The organism is Methylomicrobium agile, from assembly GCF_000733855.1.
In the GTDB taxonomy this organism is placed as follows: domain Bacteria; phylum Pseudomonadota; class Gammaproteobacteria; order Methylococcales; family Methylomonadaceae; genus Methylomicrobium; species Methylomicrobium agile.
In genome coordinates this window covers 4,379,304-4,402,433 of record NZ_JPOJ01000001.1, presented here as the reverse complement: position 1 = coordinate 4,402,433, position 23,130 = coordinate 4,379,304, and the positions used below count along the sequence as shown (strand labels likewise).

Sequence of the window (23,130 nt, the reverse complement as noted above, 5' to 3'; positions counted from 1 at the left end):
AAGCCTTCAAAACCGCCAACGGACGGCGCGTCCCTTTGACCGTTGTGTTAGGCAATTACTATCTCCAAATTGTCAATCAAATCAGAAATAACAGCATTTTCACCAGTGCGCGATTCAAAGAAAATTTGGTTCTTATCACCGACGCTAATCTGAAACTCATCTGTCAAATTGGCTGGAGTTCTTTGTTTAATGGAGAGGGATTTAAAACGTCCGATATGAAATTTTCCACCAGAACACTCGGCAAATTCATTTTTAAGACGTTCAATCCAGCCGCTAGTATCAAAGTGATATTTAACAAGAAAAACCGTGGGAAACACCTGGTGTTCTTCGATAGGAAGAGTTGTGTGGGCTTGGCATTCCTCTCCGATCCGATAACTTATTTCAGAAGCGTTCAGTCTCTTTATGGACTCTTCTAGAGAATCCGCGGCCTTAAATGCAATACCACTGAAACCTCTGAATGCCGTACCTTCAATTCCAAATCTGACTCTAAAATTTATGAATTCGATATTGATATCACCAAAATTCACGCCAATGCTGGTGTACTCATCTTTTTTCATTAAAGGCCATGCAAAAGGCAAACCTAGCCGTTGCGCTACATTATTAGCAACTTTCAAAGGGTCTCCGACTTCAATCATAAGATGATCTATTTCAAACATTCTGTATTTATCCTATTTACCTCGGTCAACGAGTGAGGCCTAACGCCACGGTAAACAGCCCGCGCTCATCGGAATAAAAAAGAACACTGAACCTTAACCCACAACAGACTTTGTTAGCGCCAACTGGCGCGGGTCTGCTTGACCGACTTGTTATGCGTAACCTATTTAGAGGTAGTTATGTGGTATGAGAAATTAAACGATGCAGACAGGGCGATACTAAACAAGCTGGCAGGTAAACTTAGCCTGCCGTCATTGTGTAAGTACGAAAGCAATGCGCACTTTTTGAGCGATGTGTACTCGCGCATAAGCGAGGCGCATAGCCTAGCGCGGCAAATTAACCGCGTACTCGGTGACGCATAACGCAAAGCTCAGCGGCGTAGCGTTAGCGAAGTCCGCTGGAGCGCTGAGTTAGGCTGGTTGATGTTTTCGCCACTTCCAGCAAATACCGAAGCGCTTTGTTTACCGCTTCATCATTAGGAAAAGCTTCTGCAATATCAGGATCAAGAAGTACCACGTTCGTTTCTGCTTTGATCCGGTTTGCGTATTTACCGCGTACAATCTCACCGAAATCCGACCGTTTATATTCTGGCCGAAGCTCATCTGTCATTTCTGATTTAACCTTCTTCATAAATTTGCCTCTCAGCATTCGTTGCTAATCTTGCCGATATAATTCGAATTGCATCCCCTCTGTCAGTATGCGATACCGCAAGTAACCTTCCCTGAGAGGAAATACCAAATGTTACGAATCGCTCCTCACTATCCGAGTGGTCAGGGTCGTGGGCTGTAGCCGAAAATACATCGCGCAAAGCACTGGTTGCTTCTTCAAAGGTAACGCCATGTTTTCGCCGGTTCGCAGTGGCTTTTTTCGGATCCCATTCAAAGTCCATTGCTAATCACTTCTCGAAATCCTAACATAAAACTACCCATGCACGACACGGAAAACTAAAAGCGCATTATAACCGCACTCCGGCCTAGCACGATGTAAGAATTATTGGCACCATTGTCGTTCGCAGGGAATGCCATCGTGGTTACCATCCATTTTAGTGCCTGGGCAGTTATTTATAAAAAACGTTGCTTCCTCGCATGAAGTCATTTGAGAGCAATGGGTTCTACCGTCACACGTGAACTGAACACTGTTTGATGAGAAATCAGATTCTGGGCGGGCAACATTTTCCGATGTATCAGAGAGCAGTTTTTGTTGGTGGGTTCGGTACTTTTGGTTGCCATACCAACCCAACCCTAAAATAATGAGTATTACGATAATTCTATTCATGCGCCGCCCTGGTCGTTATTTGCCTAACGTAAAGCTAAGCCGACCGCTGGAGCGTAGCGGAAGCGGGTCGGCTTGAGCGTTTTGTTATATCTCAAGCTCTTCAGCTTCCCAGCCTGCGATTTCATGATGTCTTGCAATGAAATTAGCATCCGGCCTAAGCGCAAGTCGGTGAGGAACGTGCATAGACTTTCCGTGTAGTTTCAAAGTAAGCCCGCTCTCAAGCTCCGAGTAGTTTCGTTCTTCCCCAAGAGGGTCGTAGTACACAATTCTGTGGTCGGATGTCAGCGTGATGTAGCCGGTATCGAAGAGTTTATGATGGAAGTTGTTCAATAACAGACCATTTCTTACATCCAGCCTTTCCGCAGGAGACGCTTGAGACCACGGAATGATATGACAGGCTTCTAAAACTTCTGGGAATTCTATCTCAGTGAATGCACAACGATGTGAATACGCCTTCAGCAACGCATCTCGAAAAATAATCTGTTTGATACCCCGAGATTTAACCATTGTATAAATATCCTGAGCGGACGTCGGATCGTGGGTAAGAGCCTTAACGATTGACTTATATGAATCACCTGATGCTGAAAAGCCGAATGGATTTTCCATAGCTCCCCAATCAAAATCGAAGACCTTTTCTAGCCCTTCCTCGAAGTTATTTAAATCGAAAGCTATAAATCCGCTTCCAGGTTTTCCCGAAGCATTGACAATAAGAATGGTAAGCGGAGGAAGCTTTTCTTCCAGACAATAATCTTGAATCACCCCAAGAACGTAGCGAATTGCCCGATGATGGACGCCCAAGGCTTGGCCAAGTTCTCCATAGGTAATGGTGGTTCTCTTCTCCGCACGGCTCGTAAGGATAGGCCAAGCACGAGCTGCTCTTTCAAGTTGATTTACTGCCACGCCGAAGGCTCCTTTGAGATATAACGCAAAATTAACGCGCGCCCAGTTGGACGCTGAAAAGAACCGCGATGCTTCAGGGCGTCGCGTTGAATGACGAGTTAGCCGTGGCTCGCAAAACCTGGCATTTATTAGAGTAACAGAAATGAATTTTGGACAAGCGATAGAAGCACTAAAGGCCGGTCAAATGGTACAACGCCAAGGCTGGAACGGAAAGGGAATGCACATTTATTTGGAGCAGGGACGGCATTTGCCGTTAAGCGCAGGAATTGAGAAAGGCACGACTAGGATTTATGACCCGGTTATCTGCATGTACACAGCGCAAGGCACGCACCAACCTGGATGGCTTGCAAGCCAAGCAGATATACTGGCCGAAGACTGGCAGACGGTTGACGGCTAACTAAAATTAGGCATCCTAACAGACGTAAAATATTGCGTCACAAGTCCGCCTAAAAACTTGTAAAACCCTAAAACTGATTTATATTCATTGATATGCGAAAAATTATCACATCCTAAATAAAATGCAACACCCATCACAAAATATTTCTGGGCAGTCTCCTAAGTTGCTTGATCAGGTCAGGGATAAAATCCGCCTGAAGCATTACAGTATTCGTACGGAGCAGGCTTATACGGAGTGGATAAAACGCTTCATTCTGTATTTCGGCAAGAAACATCCTCGCGATATGGGTGCGCCCGAGGTGGAGCGGTTTTTGACGTATTTGGCGGTTGAGGGCCACGTGTCAGCTTCCACTCAGAACCAGGCGCGTTGCGCTTTGTTGTTTTTGTACAAGGAGGTGTTGAATATGGAACTGCCTTGGCTGGAAAATGTTGAACAGGCGAAGGCGCCCAAACGTTTGCCGGTGGTATTGACTCGGGACGAGATGCTGGCAATTTTGTCGCGATTGACCGGTACGCATTGGCTAATCGCCAGCCTTTTATATGGCACGGGTATGCGGATTATGGAATGCCTGCGCCTTCGGGTGCAGGATGTGGATATGCAGCGTAAGGAAATTTTGATCCGCGACGGCAAGGGAGCCAAAGACCGGGTTACGATGTTGCCAGTCTCATTGATTCAGCCGTTGCGGACGCATTTGGTCAAAGTGCGCGAATTGCATCGGAGCGACTTGGCGGTAGGTTATGGCGCGGTCTATTTGCCGCATGCGCTGGCGCGGAAATATCCGAACGCGGCAAAAGAATGGATTTGGCAGTATGTGTTTCCGGCCGCAAAATTGTCGACCGATCCCCGAAGCGGTGAAGTTCGCCGTCATCACATTCAGGAGCAGGCGATACAGCGGGCGGTAAAGCAGGCGGCGCGCGATGCGGACTTGACCAGGGCGGCCACGCCGCATACTTTCCGCCATTCGTTTGCAACGCATTTGCTGGAAGGTGGTTATGACATTCGTACGGTACAGGAATTACTCGGCCATGCGGATGTTTCGACGACAATGATTTACACGCATGTGCTGAACAGGGGCGGTAAGGGAGTAACGAGCCCTCTTGATAACCTCTAGGCTAAAACAACTCCATCGCCAGCATCAACGCGTCTTCCCGGCCTTCGGTGGCGGGATAATAGCCCTTGCGGATCCCGATCTCGTTGAACCCCATTTTTTTATAAAGACCCAGTGCCACGATGTTGCTCGGCCGGACTTCCAGGAATATCGTTTCAGCCTTGCCGCGGGCCGTTTCGATCAGGTGTTCGAGCATTTTTCGGCCGATGCCTTGCTTTTGCGAGCCGGGATCGACGCTGATGTTCAGAATGTGCGCCTCGCCCGCGCCGATCGAGAGAATGCAATAGCCTACGATCTTGTCCAAATCTTCGCAAACGAAGCATTGGTAATTGGCCCGGAAGCAGTCGATGAAAATGTCTTCGCCCCAGGGAAATTCGTAATTCTGGTTTTCGATTGCGAGCACGCCGGGCAGGTCGGCATGGGTCATCGTGCGCATTCTGAGCAGGTCGGTCGGGGAAACCGATTCCGGAAAGATGCGGGCGTAGAAGTCCCGGTCGGCGTCGTAAATGACATAGTTTTTGATTTTGTCCAGAAGTCCGCGCATGGTTTACCTTTTATTGTTGTTCTCGATAGGTATTGAGTGCCAGTTGCAAATCGAGCCAAGCCTTTTTCTTTTCGTTCGGCGAGCGTAGCAGATAGGAAGGGTGATAGACTACAACAACCGGCGTTTGATTTAAAGTATGGACGCGGCTGCGCAGCCTGGAAACTGGGGCATCGGAGCTTAGCAGCGATTGCGCGGCGATACGGCCGACCGCCAGGATGATTTTCGGCTGGAGCAGCGCGATCTGGCGATCCAGGTAGGGACGGCAGGCGCCCGCTTCGTCCGGTTTGGGATCGCGGTTGTTGGGCGGGCGGCATTTTACGATATTGGCGATATAGACCTCGTTCCGGCCGAGTCCGATCGCGCGCAGCATTTCGGTCAGCAGTTGCCCTGCCGGGCCGACGAAAGGCAGGCCCTGTAAATCTTCCTGCTGGCCGGGGCCTTCGCCGATAATCAGCCAGTCGGCTTTCTTGTCGCCGCTGCCGAAGACGGTCTTTGTGCGGGTTTCGCAAAGGCGGCATTTCGGGCAGGTTGAGACCGTCTTTTCCAGCGTGTCCCAGTCCATTTCCGCGACATCGTCAGGGGCTGCGTAGTCGCTGCTGGCCGCGAGGCTGATTGAGGCAGGGGGAGGTAAGGGAGACGTCGGTGCCGCATAAGGCGGGTCTTCATTGTGTAGAGCGATGGCTTCAGGCGGCGTATTGCCGGCGCCGGCAGAAGGCGGGACGGATACAGGGCTGTTCGAGGCTTTAGGCTTCCAGACAGTAATGCCCATCGCTTCGAGATAAAGCAGGCGAATCGCGTCGTCCATCGTCAGACTCCGTAAAATCGAGGGAAAGGCAGGGCGCTGGACCCTGTCCTTTGCTCGATAAGACAGCCGCCGTGGTCAGACATTCCCTTTTTGCGGATGCTGGCGCAAATCGCTGCTCTGCAATTTATTCACCGCATTCACATAGGCTTTGGCCGAGGCGATCACGATGTCGGTATCTGCACCCAGGCCGTTCACGATCCGTCCGCCCTTTTCGAGGCGTACGGTCACTTCGCCCTGGGAGTCGGTGCCGTTCGTGATATTGTTGACCGAGTACAATTCCAGGCTGGCCTTCGACTGCACCAGGTTCTCGATCGCCTTCAGGCTGGCATCGACCGCGCCACCGCCTTCCGCTTCGCCGGTCACTTCCTGATTGTCGATCCGCAGGGTGACCCGTGCGACCGGGACTTCGCCGGTTTCGGAGCAGACTTTCAGCGAAATCAACTTGATGAATTCGTCCTCGGCCTCGAAGCTTGCTTCGGAGACCAGGGCTTGCAAGTCTTCGTCGAAAATGTCGTGTTTCTTGTCGGCGAGCTGCTTGAAGCGCATGAAGACGTCGTTCAGCTCTTCTTCCGAATCGAACACCAGGCCCAGTTCGGTCATCCGGCTCTTGAACGCATTGCGGCCCGAGTGTTTGCCCAGCACCATCCGGTTCGCGGTCCAGCCGACGTCCTCGGCGCGCATGATTTCGTAAGTCTCGCGGTTTTTCAGTACGCCGTCCTGGTGAATGCCGGATTCGTGCGCGAACGCGTTTGCGCCCACGATCGCCTTGTTCGGTTGTACCGGGAAACCGGTGATCGAAGAAACCAGCTTCGAGCAGGTCAGAATCTCGCGCGTGTCGATGCCGGTGTCGCAGGCGAAGACGTCCTGACGGGTGCGAACTGCCATCACGACTTCTTCGAGTGAAGCGTTGCCGGCGCGTTCGCCGAGGCCGTTGATAGTGCATTCGATCTGGCGCGCGCCATTCATCACGGCGGACAACGAGTTCGCGACCGCGAGGCCCAGGTCGTTATGGCAATGTACTGAAAAGATCGCCTTGTCCGAATTCGGAATGCGTTCGATCAGGTTTTTGATCGTCGCGCCGAACTGCTGCGGAATGCTGTAGCCGACCGTATCGGGAATGTTCAAGGTCCGCGCGCCCGCATCGATCACCGCTTCGAGGATCCGGCACAAAAAGTCTTCTTCCGAGCGGCCCGCGTCCTCGGGCGAAAATTCGATGTCGTCGGTATACTGGCGGGCGCGTTTGACGGCACGCACCGCGTATTCGATCACCTGGTCCGGCGTCATCTGCAATTTCTTCTGCATGTGCAGCGGCGAGGTCGCGATGAAGGTATGGATACGGGCATGGCTGGCGCCTTTGAGCGCTTCGCCTGCGCGGTCGATGTCTTTGTCCAGTGCGCGCGCCAGGCCGCAGACGGTGCTGTCCTTGATCACATTCGCGACCGCCTGGACCGATTCGAAATCGCCGGGGCTGGCGGCCGGAAAGCCGGCTTCGATCACGTCGACCCGGAGGCGCTCCAGCGCCCGGCCGATCCGGATTTTTTCGTCGCGGGTCATCGAAGCGCCGGGGCTTTGCTCACCGTCGCGCATCGTCGTGTCAAAAATGATTAACTTGTCTTTCATGAAAAACTCCCTGCATGGAGAATCATCCACGCATGCCTTGCTGCGGATTTAAAAAAACGGGTTTGTAATACGATTCTGTAAAGTCGAGATTATGTGCCCCTCAGGGCAGCAGTAGTCTCAGAGACAGCAGGGAAGTTGCCGGCAACAGCAAGGAAGCGGCCTGGTAAGCGGCCGGTATGGAATGGGCTATGAAAGGGTATCGTGTGGACATAGTTGAAATATACGCGAAAGAACGCCCATCCTCAAGCGGATTTTAGGATTTTCTTGCCTGCATCCGGCGGCGCCGGCGCAAGACCAGCGTCAACACCGGGCCTGACACTGCATAGATTACCGACAAAAAGAACAGCATCGATTGCGGCTGGGCCATTATGAACGCAATGCCGAGCATCGCGACGATCGCGAACACGAACGGCACCTTGCCTTTCAGGTCGATGCCCTTGAAGCTGAAATAGCGGAAATTGCTGACCATCAGCAGGCCGGTCGCCATCGTCAAAAACAGCGCGGGATATTTCAGATAGCTCACGCTGTATTGGTATTCGGTCGCAAACCAGATAAAGCCGGCTAGAATCGCGGCCGCGGCCGGGCTCGGCAGGCCTTGGAAATAGCGTTTGTCGGCCGTTTCGACCTGCGTATTGAAGCGGGCCAGGCGTAGGGCGCCGCCGGCCATGTGCACGAACGAGGCGAACAGACCGACTTTGCCGAGGCCCGAAAAAGCCCATAAATACATGACCAGCGCCGGCGCGACACCGAACGAGACCATATCCGATAAGCTGTCGTATTGCACCCCGAATTCGCTTTGCGTATTGGTCAGCCGGGCGACCCGCCCGTCGAGCCCGTCCAGCACCATCGCAATGAACATGGCAATGACGGCGGTTTCATAGCGCCCGTCGATCGCGGACGTGATCGCATAAAATCCCGAAAAAAGCGCGCCTGTCGTAAACAAATTGGGTAACAAATAGATACCGCGGCGGCGTATGGACGGCTTTTTGGCAGTCATGCTGTAATCAATCCTTTTTGTCTCGATAAAATTCCGCAAATTATACAATGAGCGGGCAAGCCTTACCTAGCCTAATGGGGTTCTTTCTTTTGCAGCGTAGTGCCGGCAGGTTTGAAGGTGTGCAGGTCGACCGTGCGCTCGTCCCGGTCGATGGCGCAGCCCCAGGATAGGGCCTCATCCTGGGTATAGCGTTTGCCGAGACGCCAGGCGATTTCGGCGCGGGCCAGTTCGACGCCGAGGTAAAAAGCATGGCCGCCGTCGGTTTCGACGCCGAGTTTCGGGAAAAGCTCGAACGGGTCAGCCGCGGTGTTGATGCCGTCCCGGTTGAAAATATGCACGCCTTGGAGGCTGATCTGGATCCGGTAGCTCGGGTCCTTGATTTGTGACGCGAGTTCGCTGATCTCTGCGAAAGAATAGGGGAAAGGCGAGGGTTCGTGCAGCGCCATCAGGCCCGGATCGATGTGCTTCGGTAGCATGTTGTGTTCCTTGGCCGCGTGCATGATGCGCCGGGCCAGATCGGCTTCCTTGATCGCGCGGCAGGCGTGTCGGCTGACTTCGGTTGCCAAAATCTGGTTGATGTTCAGTTCGGAGCAAATACCGAGCAGCAGCGCGTTCATCCCGGCGGTGTCGGCATGGGTCAGTTCGGTGAGGTTGCCGACGCCCATCATGATTTCGACGCCGGGGTGGCGCTTTCTGACTTCGTGATAGCGCACGACCGATTCGGTGAAGCCGAAATGCAGCGGGTCGAGGATCGGGTCGACAATGAAGGCGCGGTTCCTGGCCTGCATGGCGGCGATGCTGCGGTCGAGCGAGTCCAGGTCTTCATGCTTTTCCGGAATCAGGATCGGCGTCGATTCGACCTCGTCCACGATCCACAGCGTGCTTTCGTGCAGGCTGAGCAGGAAGTCGGCACCGGCTTTCCCGCCTTTGAGCAAATCGTCCGGATTCAGCGAATCGATGCTGATCTGGAAGCCCTCCCGCTTCAGCGCGCGGATCATCGCTTCCATCTGCGGGAAAGGCGTGCTCGGCAGGCAGCCGATATCGATCACGTCGGCGCCGTTCCGTTGATAGTAGCGCGCGCGTTCGATGGCCGCTTCGATGCTCAGATTCGGCGCATCGACGATCTCGGCGAAAATCTTGACCCGGTAACGGCTCAAATCGGGTTTATGCGCGGCCTGGCCGAAGTATTGCGGCAGGTCCTTCAGTTCGTCCGGTCCCCGTTCGATCGGCAGGCCTTTGTCCGCCGACAATTTTTCGAGATCGCCGCGGCAGCGGCCGGGCACGATGATCCGGTCGGCCCCGAAGGTGTCGGTCAGCCGGCGCCCGATCATGTCCGCGGTCATCAGCGCGGCGACCTTGACGCCAAGCTGGTGCACCGTATAGCGGAATTTGGGCTGCATCTTTTCGAGGATTGCACGCAGCTGTTTTTCCGCCAGTTTGCCGGTCAGAAACAGGATGTGTTCGCTCATGCGACGGCCTTCAGGCGTGCTTCGACCTTGACGATCAGGTCTTCGACCGTATCGACGACGGTGGTGTATTCGAATGTGCGCAGTTTCGCCGTGCCTTCGAGATCGATCTTGCGCGGATAGACCATCACCTTGCCGCCGGGTGCGGTGGTTTCCATTTCGGGGGCGGTATCGCAGGGGAAAACGATGCTCGGCACTTTGCATTTGCCGGCCTGCGCATACAGGTTGGTGACCAGGCTGTCGGAGATGCCCAGTACGCATTTGGCGACCGTGTTCGAGGTAGCGGGCGCCATCACGAAGGTATGGTAATAGCCTTTGTAGAACAGCCCGACCGGCGGCGCCGAGGCGGCCTTGTCGCGGTAAACCGGCATAAGTTCGCGGATGTTTTTCAGGTCGTAGCCGTACATGCGGAGCACCTCTTCGCCGGCCTGGCTGATGTATAAATCGACGTGGTCGAGCCTCAACAGAAAGTCCAGGCACTCTTTGATATAGTGCCCGGAGCCGGTAATGGCCCAGGCTAAGCGCGGTTTATCCATCAATTATTTATTTGGGCTGTATAAGGTCTGGGTATTATACTCGAAGGTTTGGCCGCAGTTCGTACAGAGGGGGGTTGGATTTTGTTGGGGTCTTTCGAAAAGCCGCTGATCATGGGAATCTTGAACGTGACGCCGGATAGTTTTTCCGACGGCGGAAAATATGCCACGGTCGACGCGGCGATGCTGCAGGCCGAGCGGATGTCGGTCGACGGCGCGGATATCGTCGATATCGGCGGCGAATCGACCCGGCCGGGAGCCGATCCGGTGCCGGTCGCGGAACAAATCCGTCGGGTCGTACCGGTGATCGAGGCGGTCAGAGGCCGATTGCCCGGTTTGTCGATCAGTATCGATACGACGTCGTCCGAAGTCGCCGAGGCGGCCTTGCAGGCGGGAGCCGATATGATCAACGACGTTTCGGGCGGCACCGGCGACCCCGGCATCCTGACGCTGGCGGCGCGCCGGGATGCGCAGATCGTGCTGATGCACAGCCAGGGAACGCCGAAAACGATGCAGGACAATCCGTATTATGACGATGTGGTCGGCGAAGTCAGGTCGATTTTGCAGGGGCGCGTCGAGGCGGCTTTGCAGGCCGGTATCAAAAGGGAGCGGATTATCCTCGATCCCGGCATCGGTTTCGGTAAGCGCAAACGGGATAATCTCGATCTGTTGGCGCATCTGGATGCGTTCGTCGAACTCGGCTATCCGGTACTGCTGGGGACGAGCCGCAAGCGTTTCATGGGCTCGTTGTGCAATGTTCGGGAGCCGGCCGAGCTGGTGACCGCGACCGCAGTCACGACCGCGCTGGGTGTGATGGCAGGCGTCAAGCTGTTCCGCGTGCATGACGTGAAGGAAAACCGGCAGGCGGCGGACGTTGCCTGGGCGATCAGGCAGAGCCGGGCACGTCGATGAAGCCGGCATAATGAAAAAGGCTCCCTAAGGGAGCCTTTTTTAGATCAGTTTTCCAGCAGTTTGGATTCTTCCGGCAGCGCAACGCCCAGATAATTGTTCAAACTCGCCTCGGCGGCCAGAATCCGGTAAGCCGCGAAAAGCTCCTCGTATTTGGAATCGATGTAGTTGCTTTGGGCAATGAACATTTCGTTCGTAGTATCGAGCAAGTCCAGCAAGGTGCGTTGGCCGATATTGAACTGGTTTTGGTAGGCTTCTCTCGCCTTGATGCTGTTTTCCCAGTATTGCTTGTTCAATTCCAACTGGCTTTGGCGCGTTACGTAGGCCACCCAGGATTCGCGCATGTTCTGTACGACCTCGCGATAAGTGTTGTCCCGGATGTCCTTGGCCTGGGAGATTTGATGCGCCGTTTCCCGCCTGCGGGCTAGGTCCTTGCCGCCGTTCAGGATGTTGTAGCGGACGCGGACCATGGCAGTGACGTCTTCGTTCTTGCCGGGAATGCCGTCGAGGTTGTTGTTGAAAGTGGCGCCGGATTCGAAATCGACGCGCGGCATGAACGGCGCGGCGGCGGTTTCGTGTTGATAATGCGCTTCCTCGATGTCGGCATTGGCCGATTTCAACTGTGGGTGGCTCGCAACGGCCACTTCGACGGCTTCATCGATGTTTTTGGGGAGCTTGCCGTCAGGACCGGCAGGCGTTTCAAGCTTGCCGGGCAAAGCGCCGACGACTTTCAAATAGCGGGTTTTGGCGTCGGTCAAATTCCCTTCCGCGCTACGCAGATTGCTTTCGGCTCTCGAAACCCGGGCGGTCGACTGGTTGATATCGGCTCTTTTGCCGACCCCTTGCTGGCTGCGCATCGTGATTTGATCGTTGGTGCTGAGGTGGGCCTCGAAGTTCTCTTTGGCAACCTGTAACTGTTCTTCCGCGCGTAAAACGTCCAGATAGGCCTGCACCGCTTCCAGTGCGCGGTATTCCGATTGACTATACACCAGGAAGGCGCGTGCGTTGGTGGCGGCTTTGGTCCGGCTGACTTCATTCGGCGTCGCCAGACCGTCGAACAGCATTTGCCGGAGCTGAATCGAGGATTCGGCCCGGTCGTAAACCACGGTGCCGAGCTTGTTGCTGCCGACGGGTTTTACCGTCTGGTTGATCGAAGTGACCGCTCGGTTACGCGTTGTCGGGTTGTTCGAAGCCGTAGCCGCCTTGCAGGTCGATGGTCGGAAAAAACGAAGCGCGGGCCTGGGCGATTTGTTCTTCTGCCGCCAGCCGGGCATCCTTGAAACTTTGCAAATCAGGGTTTTCCTTAATTGTTTTCCGTACTGCTTCCTGTAAGGTTTCCGCCGTTACATTTGCGGACATTAAGCCAGCCAATATGGCAGTGCCGATATTCAACCTCATAAGAGATGCCTCAATTTATTAATAAACTCAATATGTTAAAATGTATAATTAATATTTATACTTGAAGTTCAATTAATCTTAATATAATTTTACTTTAAGGGTCAATTATTATCTTTTAATAATAAGGCGAGCTGTAGCCTATCCTCAACCTCAAGCTTTTGAAATATCGAAGTCAAGTGCGCTTTGACCGTGCGTTCGGAAATATTCAGCATGGAGGCGATCGACTTGTTGCTCAGTCCTTCGCCCAGCATTTTGACGACATCTGTTTCCCGCTGCGTCAGAAGGTCCAGATTCTTTTTTTTATTGCGGTAACGGGTATTGGCCTGATTTCCACGTGAACTCAATGTAGCCAGCATGCCGATGACTTTGGAAATCAGTTGCCGGGGAATCCAGATGTCACCTTTTATGACACTGCTGACGGCTTTCGGCAACACTTCCGCGACGGCGTCGCGTTCACAATAGCCGTAGCAGCCGGCGATCAGTAAATCGATTTGCTTCTCTGCGGGCCAGTTTTTGCCGATAACCAGGATTTTTAAGCCTATACGGATGAGAGGGGTAAGAGCGGAGGATTCACCGGCGAGTAGTTCGCCGTCCACAATCGCCATTTCGGCCTGTTCTTTCTGCACGAAGTCTGCCGAGGGCAGGTGGCCGTTTGCGATTGAAACGCCGTATTCGGCCGCAAGGTGCGCAGTCCATTGATCCGCCGTGTCCCGGTTAGCTGCCGAAATTAAAATGTTCGCCACTTGCCGATGATCCTTGAGTCGGTATTTGAAAGAGGGAAAGTCCAAACGAAGCCTGTCTTTTATCGTTCCCTCATTGCATGCTGTTTAGCCTTCAGAATCGGCTTCATCAGGTAGTCCAAAACGGTTTTTTTGCCGGTCAGAATATCGACATCCGCATTCATTCCGGTAATGATATGCAGCTTTTCGCCGTTTTTTTCCAGATAGTTCTTATCGGTTCTGAGGCGGATCAAGTAATAGCTTTTTTTGTCCTCCTCGTTAATGATCGTGTCTGCGCTGATATGCTCCAGTTTGGCTTTCAGGCCGCCGTAAATGGAGAAGTCGTAAGCCGTCAGCTTGACCATCGCATCCTGTCCGGGGTGCAAAAAAGCGATGTCGGCCGGCCGGATCTGCGCTTCGACCAGCAGGGTGTCGTCGATCGGGACGATTTCGAGCAGGTCCATGCCGGGCTGGATCACTCCGCCGATTGTGCTGATCTTAAGCTGTTTGATCGTGCCGTTGACCGGCGAGAGAATGCGCGTCCGCGTTACCCTGTCTTCCAGCGCGAGCGTCGACGCTTTCGTTCTGTCGAGCTCGGCCTTGGTTTCGTTCAGTTCTTTTAATGCTTCGGTTCGGAAGCGGATTTTCATTTCGGCCAGCTTGTTTTTATTCTCGCTCAGATAGGCCTGAATTCTTGGAATCGCCAGCTTTGCGGAATTCAACTCGCCAAGCAGGTCGTTGGCGCTGCGCCGCAGCCGGAGCATCTCGACTTCGGACAAAGCGCCGTTGGCGACCAAAGGCTCGGACATTTGGACTTCTTTCTGCAGCAGTTGATAACTGCGGGAAAGCTGCTCCTGCTTCGATTTCAATTCGACCAATTCCTGCTCTTTTTGACGCACCTGCTGCGCCAGTACGCTGGTGGACGCCTCCAGCTCCGACAGGCGGGAACGGTAAAGCTGTTCGGCATGGTCGGCAAGCTCGGGGGCATTCTCGACCACTTCCTGCGGAATGGCTAGCGGCTGATCCGTAGTCTCGGCGGTCAATCGGGCATTGTTGGCCAGCAGTTCATAGTATTTGAGTTTGGTTTCCTTAAACGAAGACGCGAACCTGACATCGTCCAGTTGCAATAACTCCTGGCCCTTGACGACCTGGTCGCCCTCCTCGATCAGAATTTTCGACAGAATCCCGCCCTCCAGGTTTTGTACGATCTGGACATGGCTGGAAGGAATGATTTTTCCGGAACCGCGGGTCACTTCGTCCAGCGTCGCAAAACTGGCCCAGATCAGTGCAATCACGATGAAGGCGAAACTCAGCAGCAGTATCAGATGCGAATAGACGGGGACGCCATAGAGGTTGACCGCATTGATGTCGGAAACAAAATCCCTGTCTTCGGACAATTGCTGTTGCTCGGCATTGAATTCGGTGATTTTTTTCAGGAGGTTCATGGCGTAATGGCTGAATTGTGGAATGGCCGGATTACTTTGTTTAATGGCATGGCTGAAGCCTTAAAGCTCATGAAGCGACTTTGATTTGTCCCTGCTTCAGCGCTTCGAGCACTTGTTCTTTCGGACCGTCGGCGACGATGCGGCCGCCGTCCATCACAATCAGCCGGTCGACCAGGGTCAGCAGGGAAGCGCGGTGGGTCACCAGTATCAGCGTGCGATGATGGAGTTGTCCGGCGAAACGTTGCTTGAAGGCCTCTTCGGAACTGTTGTCCATCGCATTGGTCGGTTCGTCCATGATGTAGACGGGGGGAGCCAGCAGCAAGGCCCTGGCGACCGCAACGCTTTGGCGCTGCCCGCCCGACAGGCCGGCGCCGCGCTCGCCGACCGGCATGTCGAAGCCGGCCGGATGCCGGTTCGTGAATTGGGTTATGCCGGCAATTTCGGCGGCGGTCAGTACCGCGTTATCGTCTGCGTAGCGGGAGCCGAGCGTGATATTGTCCTTCACGCTGCCGAACAACAGCGTAATGTCCTGTGGCACATAGCCGATCTGCCGGCGCAGTTCGGCGGGGTCGATCTGCCGCATGTCGGTTCCGTCGATCAGAATGGCACCTTCTTGCGCTTCATAGAAGGACATCATCAGTTTTTCGATCGTGCTTTTGCCGGAGCCGATTCGGCCGATGATCGCGACGCGCTCGCCGGCGTTGATCTTGAAGGAAACATTGTCCAGCGCCTTGACTGGCTGTCCGGGATAGCTGAACGAGACGTTTTTGAATTCGACCGAGCCTCTGAACGACGACCGGTGCAGGAATTGTTTGCCCGCTTCCCGCTCGACCGGCAGCGACATCAGATGGTTTAAAGAGTCCAGAGAAGCGCGCGCCTGATGGTAGCGGGTCAACAGCGCGGCAATCTGCGAGATCGGCGCCAGAGCCCGGCCGGTCAGCAGCGTACAGGCGATCAGGGCGCCCGTGGTCAGTTCGCCTTCGGCGATTTGGTAGACCCCGGCGATGACGATCAAAACCGATGCCAGTTGTTGTAAAAATGCCGTCAGATTGACTGCCAACGAAGAATAAAGACGCGATTTCAGGCCCAGTCTGGAAATTTGTCCGATCGTTTGTTCCCATTGCCGCTGCATCTGGCCTTCGGCACCGGTACTTTTTAAAACTTCGAGGCTGGAAACCGCTTCGATCAAGGTCGCGCTTTTTTGCGCCGAGAACTTGAACAGTTCGGAAATGGTTCTTTTCAAAGGCTGCTGGACGCTGATCGCGCCGAGAATCGCCAACGGTAGGATCAGTAATGGTATCAGCGCCAGTTTGCCGCCGATGAGGGCAATGATGCCGAGGAATAAAAACAGGAAGGGCAGGTCGATCAGCGCGGTCAATGTGGCTGAAGTCAGGAAATCCCGGAACGATTCGAACTCGTGCAGATTGTTCGCAAAGGTGCCCACCGAGGCCGGTTTGGCTTCCATCCGGATGCCGAGCACTTTTTCGAAGATTGTCGCGGACAGGATGATATCCGAACGTTTGCCGGCGGCGTCGATGAAATAACCGCGCAGGGCCTTCATGATCAGGTCGAACGTAAACACGATGGCGACGCCGATCGCCAATACCCATAGCGTTTCGACCGCATGGTTCGGCACGACGCGGTCGTAGACGTTCATTACAAAGAGCGGCGAGGCCAGCGCGAACAGGTTGATCAGCAGCGTGGCGATCATTACTTCGCTGTAGATGGGCCAGGACTTGTAGATCACGTCCCAAAACCAGTGTTTGATTTTCGGCGTTATCGAATCGGCGGTGCGGTCGTCGAATTGGTGGGCGAGTTGTATGAAGATGGCGCCGCCGCTGTATTCGGCGGCCAGTTCGTCTTCCGTGAGCGTTTTTTCCCCGCTGCCGGTTTCGGGCAGAAGGACAGTACAGCGGCCGTTTTCCTTTCTGAGCAGAATGCAGGTTTTTTCGTCGTTCAGCAATAGGACGGCCGGCAGGACCAGATTCGAGATCTTTTGCAGCGGGCGCTTGACGTAGCCGGCGGAAAGTCCCGCCCGCTCGGCGGCCCGGATGAATAACGGCAGCGTCAGCTTGTTGTCGACCAGCGGCAGGCCGGCCGTCAAGGCATCGGCGGACTGGGGCGTATGCAGAAGTTTACACATCGACAGCAGCGAAAGCAACAACGGATCGTCGAATCGGGCGCTCGGCTGCGGCGAAGGGCGTGCTGGGGCAATAAAAGCAGGAGCTATGACTTTTTCCATGGCGGAGGTCTCTTTAATTCGGCGCTATTGCACATTCTGTATAACTTATTAGAATAGCATATTAATAATTTTTTAAGGAAATCTCATGCCTTACATCAGCCGTAACGGCGCGGGCGAAATCATTGGCTTGCATCATTCGCCGCCAGAAGCTGAGGCCGAGTGGCTGGACGGTGATGATGCGCAGATTCAGCAGTTTTTATTATCCTGCGCGCCTACCGAACAAACCCGGCGTTCGCTGTCGGATAGCGATTCTGATATGATCCGGGTGATAGAGGATTTGATCGAACTGCTGATTGCCAAAAACGTGTTTACTTTTACCGAATTGCCGGAAGCGGTACAGCGTAAGCTCGGTTCCCGAAGGCGGCTGCGCGAGGATTTGGGTATGTTGGCCAACCTGGTCGACAAGGACGATAGAATTTTTTAGGCGCCGCAGCGCGCTTCAGACCGAATGAGCAAAAAAGAGAAAACCGCCTTCGTCTGCACGGAGTGCGGCGCCGACTTTCCGCGCTGGGGCGGCCAATGCACCGGTTGCGGCGCCTGGAATACGATCAAGGAAGTGCGCCTCGGCGCTACGGCGGAGCGTCATAAACGCCGGGACGGCTATGCGGGCGGCAAGTCCGAAGTGCAATGGCTGTCCGATGTCGTTTGGGCGCGCGAAGAAAGAATTCAGACCGGCATGTCGGAATTCGACCGCGTTCTCGGCGGCGGCCTGGTCAAAGGCAGCGTGGTTCTGATCGGCGGCGCGCCGGGGGCGGGCAAGAGTACGATTTTGCTGCAAATCATCGCCCATATCGCGCAGCAGGGCATTAAGGTTCTGTATGTTTCCGGTGAAGAATCGCTGCGTCAGATTGCCGACCGGGCGCATCGGCTCAAGCTGCCCTCCGACAAGATCTTGATGCTTGCCGAAACCTCGGTACAGCGGATTGCCGATGTCATGGACGAGGTCGAACCGCAGGTCGCGGTGGTCGATTCGATCCAGGTCGTTTACACCGAGCAGGCCGAATCGGCGCCCGGCTCCGTTTCGCAGGTGCGTGAATCGGCAAGTTATCTGACCCAGTATGCCAAAAAGAATAACGTCGCGCTGTTTCTGGTCGGCCATGTGACCAAGGATCAGTCGCTGGCGGGGCCGATGACCTTGAGCCATATCGTCGATAGCCAGGTGATTCTGGCCGCTACCGATGACGCCCGGTTTCGCGTGATGAGGGCGGACAAAAACCGCTTCGGCAGCGTCGGGGAACTCGGCTTTTTCGCCATGGACAGCGCGGGCCTGAAGGAAGTCAGGAATCCTTCGGCGATGTTTCTGAACCGGCCGGAAAAGCCCTCTTCGGGCAGCGTGGTGACCGTGCTGTGGGAAGGGACGAGGCCTTTGCTGGTCGAAATTCAGGCGCTGGTGACCGAATGCCAGTACGGCAATCCCCGTCGCCTTGCGGTCGGCTTCGATCAAAACCGGCTGGCGATGCTGCTCGCCGTATTGGCCCGTCATGGGGGGGTCTTTACCGCGAACGACGAAATTTACGCGAATGTGGTCGGCGGCATCAAGGTGACCGAAACCAGTTCGGATCTGGCGATCATCATCGGGATCGTTTCGAGTTTGCGCGATAAAATCATCCCGCATGACGTGTTTTTTTTCGGAGAGGTAGGGTTGAGCGGCGAGATCAGGCCGGTCGCGAACGGTTACGCCCGGCTCAACGACGCTGCCAAGCACGGTTTTAAAAAGGCGGTCATACCGAAAGCGAATGCGCCCAAAAAGCCGATCGACGAGCTGACTGTCTATCCGGTCGCCACACTGGCGGAGGTACTGGATATCGCCTCGGAACTGTAGAGCCTCGGTAAAGCCCGTTCTCAGCTCAGAAAAAACTGCAGGGACTTGTCGTTGATGCCCAGAATGTCGTTATTGCTCAACTTGACGATCCGGTTTGCGATCGGTTCGCCGTTGACGGTCAGCGAACCTTTGTTTTCCAGCGTGGAGACGAAATAGCCTTCTTTTTTCCGGGTGACTACGACAATGCCTTGGCCCGGGCGGCCCAACTGTACCATCGTTTTTTTGATCGGAATGATTTTGCCGATATTTTCTCCATCCATGATCTGAAAATTGCCGTTGGGCAGTTTGGGCTCTAGGCCGAAAAGAAGAGGCACCGACGGATCGTTTTCGATGGTTTCGTCAAACGGTTCCGGTCCGCCGACCGAACTTGCGTTATTGAACAGAACGTGATGTTTGCCCAGGGCAATCATATCGTTTTCGTTGAGAATGGCTTCTTTGGTCTTTCCCCCGTTCACGGTAATCGGAAATTCATCCTGTAACGCCCTAATCGTTGCAACTCCTTTACTGAATGCAATTACCGCATGAACCGGCGCGATCGCAAGACTGTTTATAATGATTTCGTTGGTCTCGTCGCGGCCGATTCGTACCTTTCCTTCATCGAGCGCGAAGGATTCGATTTCTTTATCTTTGAAATAAACAGTCAGTTTTGGCATTTTATTCAGCGGATCGATAAAAATAACTGTCTTAAATTATAGACAGTATTTTTTTTGATATTCAAGCAACTGATGCTGCAGAATCAGCGTAAACGCACGATGTGTTCGCAGTGCCCCATTCCGGCAAGGACAGAAACTGCCGGGATGGGGGTTATCTGTGCCAGGCGCGATGGTTCTGGCGGTAACCGCAAAATTGCAGAACGAGCGGGCCCCGGCTTGTCGGGGAAGCGTCCGGAAATGATCCGTGGAAGGAAAGGCGGCGGATATTTATGGGGTTGATTTAGGGGCCGGTTTTTCCATCGTTTTTTGATGACGTTGCTTTTTTTCCATCCGCTTTGTCATCATCTGCTCGTGGTGCGTTTTCATCAGTTCAAGCTGCTCGTTTTTCAGTTGTTCTTTTTTCTTTGGATCGGTTTCGGACAGAATCCGATTGGAGAGATCGTGCATCTTCAGCATCTGTTCCTGATTCATCCGCAGATGCCGCTCCAGCTCCTCTTTCGACTTAGGTCCTTTCATTCCCATGCCTTTTTGCATGCTCATCGGTTCATCGGGAGTGTCCGTGCTGCCGGCATGGCTGGGCAGGCTGAAAGCGAGCGAGAGGAAAAAGGTAGCGACGGTTATTTTCAGTGGCTTCATGGCGATTTCCTTATTAGGGGTTGTGGGGAAATTCGAAAAATACGATTAAAAAGATTCCGGAGGCGCCGGAAAAGTTCCGCCTCCAGAAAATCGGGCGGGCAGAGTTTAAGCCCGGAGAAATCGGTTTGGTCATTTCTTCGCGCGGTCCGTAGTTTGCTCGGGTATAATTCCGCGCATCAAAACCCGTTTTATTTTTTGTGATGAGTTATTACACGCACCATGTATTCTTTTGCACCAATCGGCGCGATGACGGCAGAAGCAGCTGCGGCGATCATGATCCTCAGACCCTGCGCGATTACGCGAAAGAGCAGATCAAGAAACTGAGATTGAGCGGCCCCGGCAAGTGCCGGATCAATAACGCGGGCTGTATGGATCGTTGCAACAAGGGGCCGGTGATGGTGGTGTATCCCGAAGCCGTCTGGTATACCTTTAAAAACCGGGAGGATATCGACGAGATCATTCAGGAGCATCTGATCGGCGGCAGGGTCGTCGAGCGGCTGAAAATTTAGCCTGTCGGACGGACGGTCATCGGTCGGGTTTTTTGAACTTTACGGCCTTGTTCAAAGGGCTCAGGCTGATTTCGTCGATCACGATATCCGCGCGCGAATTCAACACATACGAAACCGTTTCGGCGACGTCTTCCGGCAGAATGTAATTGCTGGCGTGGTCGCCGGGTTCGAAAGACAGCTCGTCGAAAAATTCGGTCTTGACCATGCCGGGATTGATCAGCGCAACGCGCAGGCCGCTTTTGCCGCATTCCTCGCGCAAGGCCTGGGCGAATCCGCGCACCGCAAACTTGCCGGCGCAATAAACCGCGCCCTGGCGGGAGCCTTTCAATGCCGCTTCCGAGCCGATAAAGATCAGATCGCTGCGGGCCTTGCGCTTTAACTGCGGCAGCAGAGCGCGGGCCAGAAAGGCCTGGCCGGTAAAATTGACCGCCATCAAGGTTTCGATCTGCGCATAGGAAAATTGTTCGAGCGCCCCGAAACGTCCGATGCCGGCACTGAATACGACAGCGTCGAGTTCAGGGAAGCGTTGGGCAATGCCGGCGATTTGGGTGGGCAGGGCGGCCAGATCGGCGAGGTCCAGTTCGAGTGCATGGAAGCCTTCCCGTCCGTGGTTGAATTTACGAATATCCCGTGATACGCCGATCACCTCGTGCCCTTCCGCCAATAATCGCCGGGCAACGGCCCGGCCGATGCCGGAGCTGGCGCCGGTCACCAGAATGGCGCGCTTCACGCTGCGCATGGAAAAAACCGTTCGGAGGCGATGTAATGCGACAGCAGGTCGACGCAATACGCCAGCATGTCTTTTTCGAGCGGACCTTCATAGCCGATCATGCCTTCCTTCAACTGCATCGGACCCGCAAACAGTTTTTCATCGGGGTAGAGCTTTTGGGCTTTTTTGAAATACTGCTCGGGCAGGCGAAAAGCGCCGAGGCTGACCGAATGCAAGCGCTTCGGGTCGACATGCGCAAAAACCTGGCCGAAGAATTGCCGGTATCGGTCCTGGTAGTCCGGTTGAAAAATAAGCGGATCGAAGCGCAGGCCGACCGGCCAACCCTGTTCCTGCAGCTTTCTGACCGCATCGAGCCGTTTTTGCAGGGAAGGAGCTTTGTGTTCGAGTTTTTCGCTGATTTGCTCGGGGTTCAGGCTGAACGCCACGATGCAGCGCGGTAAGGGCGCCTGCGCCAGCAAGGGTCTGATCTGGGCGCTTTTGGTGCGCAGTTCGAGCCAGGCATTCGGGATTTCGGAGAAAAACGGCAGAAAATGCGCGGCGAAGCCGGTTACCGGTTCCAGCGCCAGACTGTCGCAGTCGTAGCCGGAAAAGAAATGCACCGCTTCGTCCGGATGCGCTTCGGCGATGCGGCGGATATCCTGCTGAAAGTCTTCGTAATTGACAAACAGCACATAATGCGCGGAAGGGTACATGCCCTGCAGGAAACAGTAGCGGCAATCGTACAGGCAATTCAGCATGTGCGAGAAATAATAATTGCGGTGTGCGCCGATCCCGTAGCCTGCCGGCGCCGGCAAGGCGAAGTTCCTGAATTTTTCGGCCAGGATCAGCGCAGGCCGCCGTTTTTGCAGCCGGAAATTCTGCGCTTTCGGATTGAACACCTCGCCGTAGCGCCCGCAGGGAATTCGGCGTGCCTCGGGAAAGCGGGCGACGATTTCCTGTACGCGCGGATGGTCAGCCAGGTTTTCTTCGATGTAAATCGTTTCGATCATGGGGGATCAGGAAAGCGGCAAAAGATGGTCCTACATTGTACAAAATTCCGGGTTTCATGCCGGAATTAAGTTAAGTTGCTATTGCAGGCCGTCTAATTCTGCCGTAAATTAACCGGAAAAAGTGAGGTAATATCATGAGTTTGGCTTTAAAAGATACGGTGTCGCATTGCTACGGCGATTATTTGACTTGGCATGACGATTCGCGTTACGAATTGATTGACGGAGCGGCTTATTTGATGGCCCCGGCGCCTGACGTGGCGCATCAGGATGTTGCGGGGGAAATTTACTTTCAAATCCGGCAAGCTTTAAAGGGCAAATCCTGCCGAGCTTTTATTGCGCCAATTGATGTGCGCTTACCTAAATATGCTGAATCGGACGACCAGATTGACACTGTCGTACAGCCCGATGTGTTGGTTGTCTGCGATTCCGACAAAATAGACCGCAGGGGAATACGGGGCGCTCCCGACTGGGTCGTGGAAGTGTTGTCGCCGTCAACCGCCGGCCACGACCAGATCAAAAAACGCCGGCTCTACGAACGGCACGGGGTTCGCGAATATTGGCTGGTACACCCGGTCGATCGCGTGCTGACGGTTTACCGTTTGCAGGGAGATGAATACGGCAAGCCGGAAATCTATGAATTGAAAGGCGAAACCGTGGTCGGCATTTTGCCGGAGATGGTCATCCGGTGGGACGAACTGGCCGCGCGTTTGCCAACCGACTATTAGCTTACAGACCTGCCAGGTTTTGAAAACCCGGCAGGTCTGATTCGGGTTTATTTA

The 23,130-nt window shown here is 54.3% G+C and carries 27 protein-coding genes; 7 read left to right on the top strand and 20 right to left on the bottom strand.

Features of this window, described 5'->3' with window-relative positions; translation table 11 throughout:
- Positions 1–47 precede the first annotated feature (47 nt).
- The 5 genes from CC94_RS0120365 to CC94_RS0120355 form a co-directional block, all read right to left on the bottom strand.
- On the bottom strand, positions 48–656 hold the full coding sequence (locus CC94_RS0120365; RefSeq protein WP_031431953.1) for a hypothetical protein: 609 nt from the start codon (positions 654–656) through the stop codon (positions 48–50).
- A 382-nt stretch (positions 657–1,038) separates the two neighbouring features.
- Positions 1,039–1,284: a hypothetical protein gene (locus tag CC94_RS0120360; RefSeq protein WP_031431952.1), complete on the bottom strand. Its 246-nt coding sequence runs from the start codon at positions 1,282–1,284 to the stop codon at positions 1,039–1,041.
- Positions 1,271–1,543, bottom strand: coding sequence for a BrnT family toxin (locus CC94_RS23400; RefSeq protein ID WP_005372867.1), 273 nt, complete (start codon positions 1,541–1,543; stop codon positions 1,271–1,273). The genes CC94_RS0120360 and CC94_RS23400 overlap by 14 nt, the downstream gene beginning before the upstream one ends.
- 101 nt (positions 1,544–1,644) lie before the next feature.
- Entirely contained in the window at positions 1,645–1,929 is a 285-nt protein-coding gene (locus tag CC94_RS25130; RefSeq protein WP_005372866.1) for an excalibur calcium-binding domain-containing protein, read from the bottom strand.
- Between the two features lie 84 nt (positions 1,930–2,013).
- Positions 2,014–2,829, bottom strand: coding sequence for an HNH endonuclease (locus tag CC94_RS0120355; protein ID WP_051911557.1), 816 nt, complete (start codon positions 2,827–2,829; stop codon positions 2,014–2,016).
- Positions 2,830–2,971: 142 nt separating this feature from the next.
- Between CC94_RS0120355 and CC94_RS0120350 the strand changes: the two genes are divergently transcribed.
- Positions 2,972–3,226: a DUF2829 domain-containing protein gene (locus CC94_RS0120350; protein ID WP_031431950.1), complete on the top strand. Its 255-nt coding sequence runs from the start codon at positions 2,972–2,974 to the stop codon at positions 3,224–3,226.
- Between the two features lie 163 nt (positions 3,227–3,389).
- Positions 3,390–4,337: an integron integrase gene (locus CC94_RS0120345; RefSeq protein WP_425357656.1), complete on the top strand. Its 948-nt coding sequence runs from the start codon at positions 3,390–3,392 to the stop codon at positions 4,335–4,337.
- A gap of 1 nt (position 4,338) precedes the next feature.
- Here CC94_RS0120345 and rimI read toward each other — a convergent pair whose 3' ends face one another.
- From rimI to CC94_RS0120315, 6 genes are all read right to left on the bottom strand, one after another.
- The gene (gene rimI / locus CC94_RS0120340) at positions 4,339–4,878 is read right to left on the bottom strand and encodes a ribosomal protein S18-alanine N-acetyltransferase (protein WP_005372855.1); all 540 of its coding nucleotides are present in this window, start codon (positions 4,876–4,878) and stop codon (positions 4,339–4,341) included.
- 10 nt (positions 4,879–4,888) lie between these two features.
- Positions 4,889–5,683 (bottom strand): uracil-DNA glycosylase, encoded by a 795-nt coding sequence (locus tag CC94_RS0120335; protein WP_005372854.1) that lies wholly within the window; start codon positions 5,681–5,683, stop codon positions 4,889–4,891.
- A 75-nt stretch (positions 5,684–5,758) separates the two neighbouring features.
- Positions 5,759–7,303, bottom strand: a complete 1,545-nt coding sequence (locus CC94_RS0120330; protein WP_005372853.1) for a 2-isopropylmalate synthase — start codon at positions 7,301–7,303, stop codon at positions 5,759–5,761.
- Positions 7,304–7,556: 253 nt separating this feature from the next.
- On the bottom strand, positions 7,557–8,300 hold the full coding sequence (gene pssA, locus CC94_RS0120325; protein WP_005372852.1) for a CDP-diacylglycerol--serine O-phosphatidyltransferase: 744 nt from the start codon (positions 8,298–8,300) through the stop codon (positions 7,557–7,559).
- A 71-nt stretch (positions 8,301–8,371) separates the two neighbouring features.
- On the bottom strand, positions 8,372–9,769 hold the full coding sequence (locus CC94_RS0120320) for a DUF6513 domain-containing protein (protein ID WP_031431949.1): 1,398 nt from the start codon (positions 9,767–9,769) through the stop codon (positions 8,372–8,374).
- The gene (locus CC94_RS0120315; protein ID WP_005372850.1) at positions 9,766–10,302 is read right to left on the bottom strand and encodes a flavoprotein; all 537 of its coding nucleotides are present in this window, start codon (positions 10,300–10,302) and stop codon (positions 9,766–9,768) included. Before CC94_RS0120315 ends, CC94_RS0120320 begins: the two co-directional genes overlap by 4 nt.
- Positions 10,303–10,413: 111 nt before the next feature.
- Here CC94_RS0120315 and folP point away from each other — a divergent pair, with 111 nt between their 5' ends.
- Positions 10,414–11,211, top strand: coding sequence for a dihydropteroate synthase (gene folP / locus CC94_RS0120310; protein ID WP_031431948.1), 798 nt, complete (start codon positions 10,414–10,416; stop codon positions 11,209–11,211).
- 44 nt (positions 11,212–11,255) lie between these two features.
- Here folP and CC94_RS21920 read toward each other — a convergent pair whose 3' ends face one another.
- The 5 genes from CC94_RS21920 to CC94_RS0120290 form a co-directional block, all read right to left on the bottom strand.
- On the bottom strand, positions 11,256–12,314 hold the full coding sequence (locus CC94_RS21920; protein WP_051040378.1) for a TolC family outer membrane protein: 1,059 nt from the start codon (positions 12,312–12,314) through the stop codon (positions 11,256–11,258).
- A gap of 61 nt (positions 12,315–12,375) precedes the next feature.
- Positions 12,376–12,498, bottom strand: a complete 123-nt coding sequence (locus CC94_RS25125) for a TolC family protein (protein WP_281023964.1) — start codon at positions 12,496–12,498, stop codon at positions 12,376–12,378.
- A gap of 209 nt (positions 12,499–12,707) precedes the next feature.
- Positions 12,708–13,232 (bottom strand): response regulator transcription factor, encoded by a 525-nt coding sequence (locus CC94_RS0120300; RefSeq protein ID WP_245619795.1) that lies wholly within the window; start codon positions 13,230–13,232, stop codon positions 12,708–12,710.
- Positions 13,233–13,408: 176 nt separating this feature from the next.
- The gene (locus CC94_RS0120295) at positions 13,409–14,770 is read right to left on the bottom strand and encodes an HlyD family type I secretion periplasmic adaptor subunit (protein WP_031431946.1); all 1,362 of its coding nucleotides are present in this window, start codon (positions 14,768–14,770) and stop codon (positions 13,409–13,411) included.
- A gap of 67 nt (positions 14,771–14,837) precedes the next feature.
- The gene (locus CC94_RS0120290) at positions 14,838–17,012 is read right to left on the bottom strand and encodes a type I secretion system permease/ATPase (RefSeq protein ID WP_031431945.1); all 2,175 of its coding nucleotides are present in this window, start codon (positions 17,010–17,012) and stop codon (positions 14,838–14,840) included.
- A gap of 85 nt (positions 17,013–17,097) precedes the next feature.
- Between CC94_RS0120290 and CC94_RS0120285 the strand changes: the two genes are divergently transcribed.
- Both CC94_RS0120285 and radA read left to right on the top strand, forming a co-directional pair.
- Complete coding sequence (locus CC94_RS0120285) at positions 17,098–17,436, top strand: hypothetical protein (protein ID WP_005372845.1); 339 nt, start codon at positions 17,098–17,100, stop codon at positions 17,434–17,436.
- A gap of 24 nt (positions 17,437–17,460) precedes the next feature.
- Entirely contained in the window at positions 17,461–18,834 is a 1,374-nt protein-coding gene (radA, locus tag CC94_RS0120280) for a DNA repair protein RadA (protein ID WP_005372844.1), read from the top strand.
- A 20-nt stretch (positions 18,835–18,854) separates the two neighbouring features.
- Here the strand turns inward: radA and CC94_RS0120275 are convergent, their stop codons facing one another.
- Together CC94_RS0120275 and CC94_RS0120270 are read right to left on the bottom strand one after the other, a co-directional pair.
- Entirely contained in the window at positions 18,855–19,487 is a 633-nt protein-coding gene (locus CC94_RS0120275; protein ID WP_005372843.1) for an FHA domain-containing protein, read from the bottom strand.
- Between the two features lie 267 nt (positions 19,488–19,754).
- Complete coding sequence (locus CC94_RS0120270; RefSeq protein WP_005372842.1) at positions 19,755–20,123, bottom strand: hypothetical protein; 369 nt, start codon at positions 20,121–20,123, stop codon at positions 19,755–19,757.
- Positions 20,124–20,323: 200 nt separating this feature from the next.
- On the opposite strand from CC94_RS0120270, the gene CC94_RS0120260 reads away from it, so the two are divergent.
- Positions 20,324–20,632, top strand: coding sequence for a (2Fe-2S) ferredoxin domain-containing protein (locus CC94_RS0120260; protein WP_005372841.1), 309 nt, complete (start codon positions 20,324–20,326; stop codon positions 20,630–20,632).
- 16 nt (positions 20,633–20,648) lie between these two features.
- Here CC94_RS0120260 and CC94_RS0120255 read toward each other — a convergent pair whose 3' ends face one another.
- Complete coding sequence (locus tag CC94_RS0120255) at positions 20,649–21,371, bottom strand: SDR family oxidoreductase (protein WP_005372840.1); 723 nt, start codon at positions 21,369–21,371, stop codon at positions 20,649–20,651.
- Complete coding sequence (locus tag CC94_RS0120250) at positions 21,359–22,351, bottom strand: SPL family radical SAM protein (protein WP_005372839.1); 993 nt, start codon at positions 22,349–22,351, stop codon at positions 21,359–21,361. Before CC94_RS0120250 ends, CC94_RS0120255 begins: the two co-directional genes overlap by 13 nt.
- Positions 22,352–22,485: 134 nt before the next feature.
- Here CC94_RS0120250 and CC94_RS0120245 point away from each other — a divergent pair, with 134 nt between their 5' ends.
- The gene (locus CC94_RS0120245) at positions 22,486–23,076 is read left to right on the top strand and encodes a Uma2 family endonuclease (RefSeq protein WP_005372838.1); all 591 of its coding nucleotides are present in this window, start codon (positions 22,486–22,488) and stop codon (positions 23,074–23,076) included.
- The last annotated feature ends 54 nt before the right edge of the window (positions 23,077–23,130 follow it).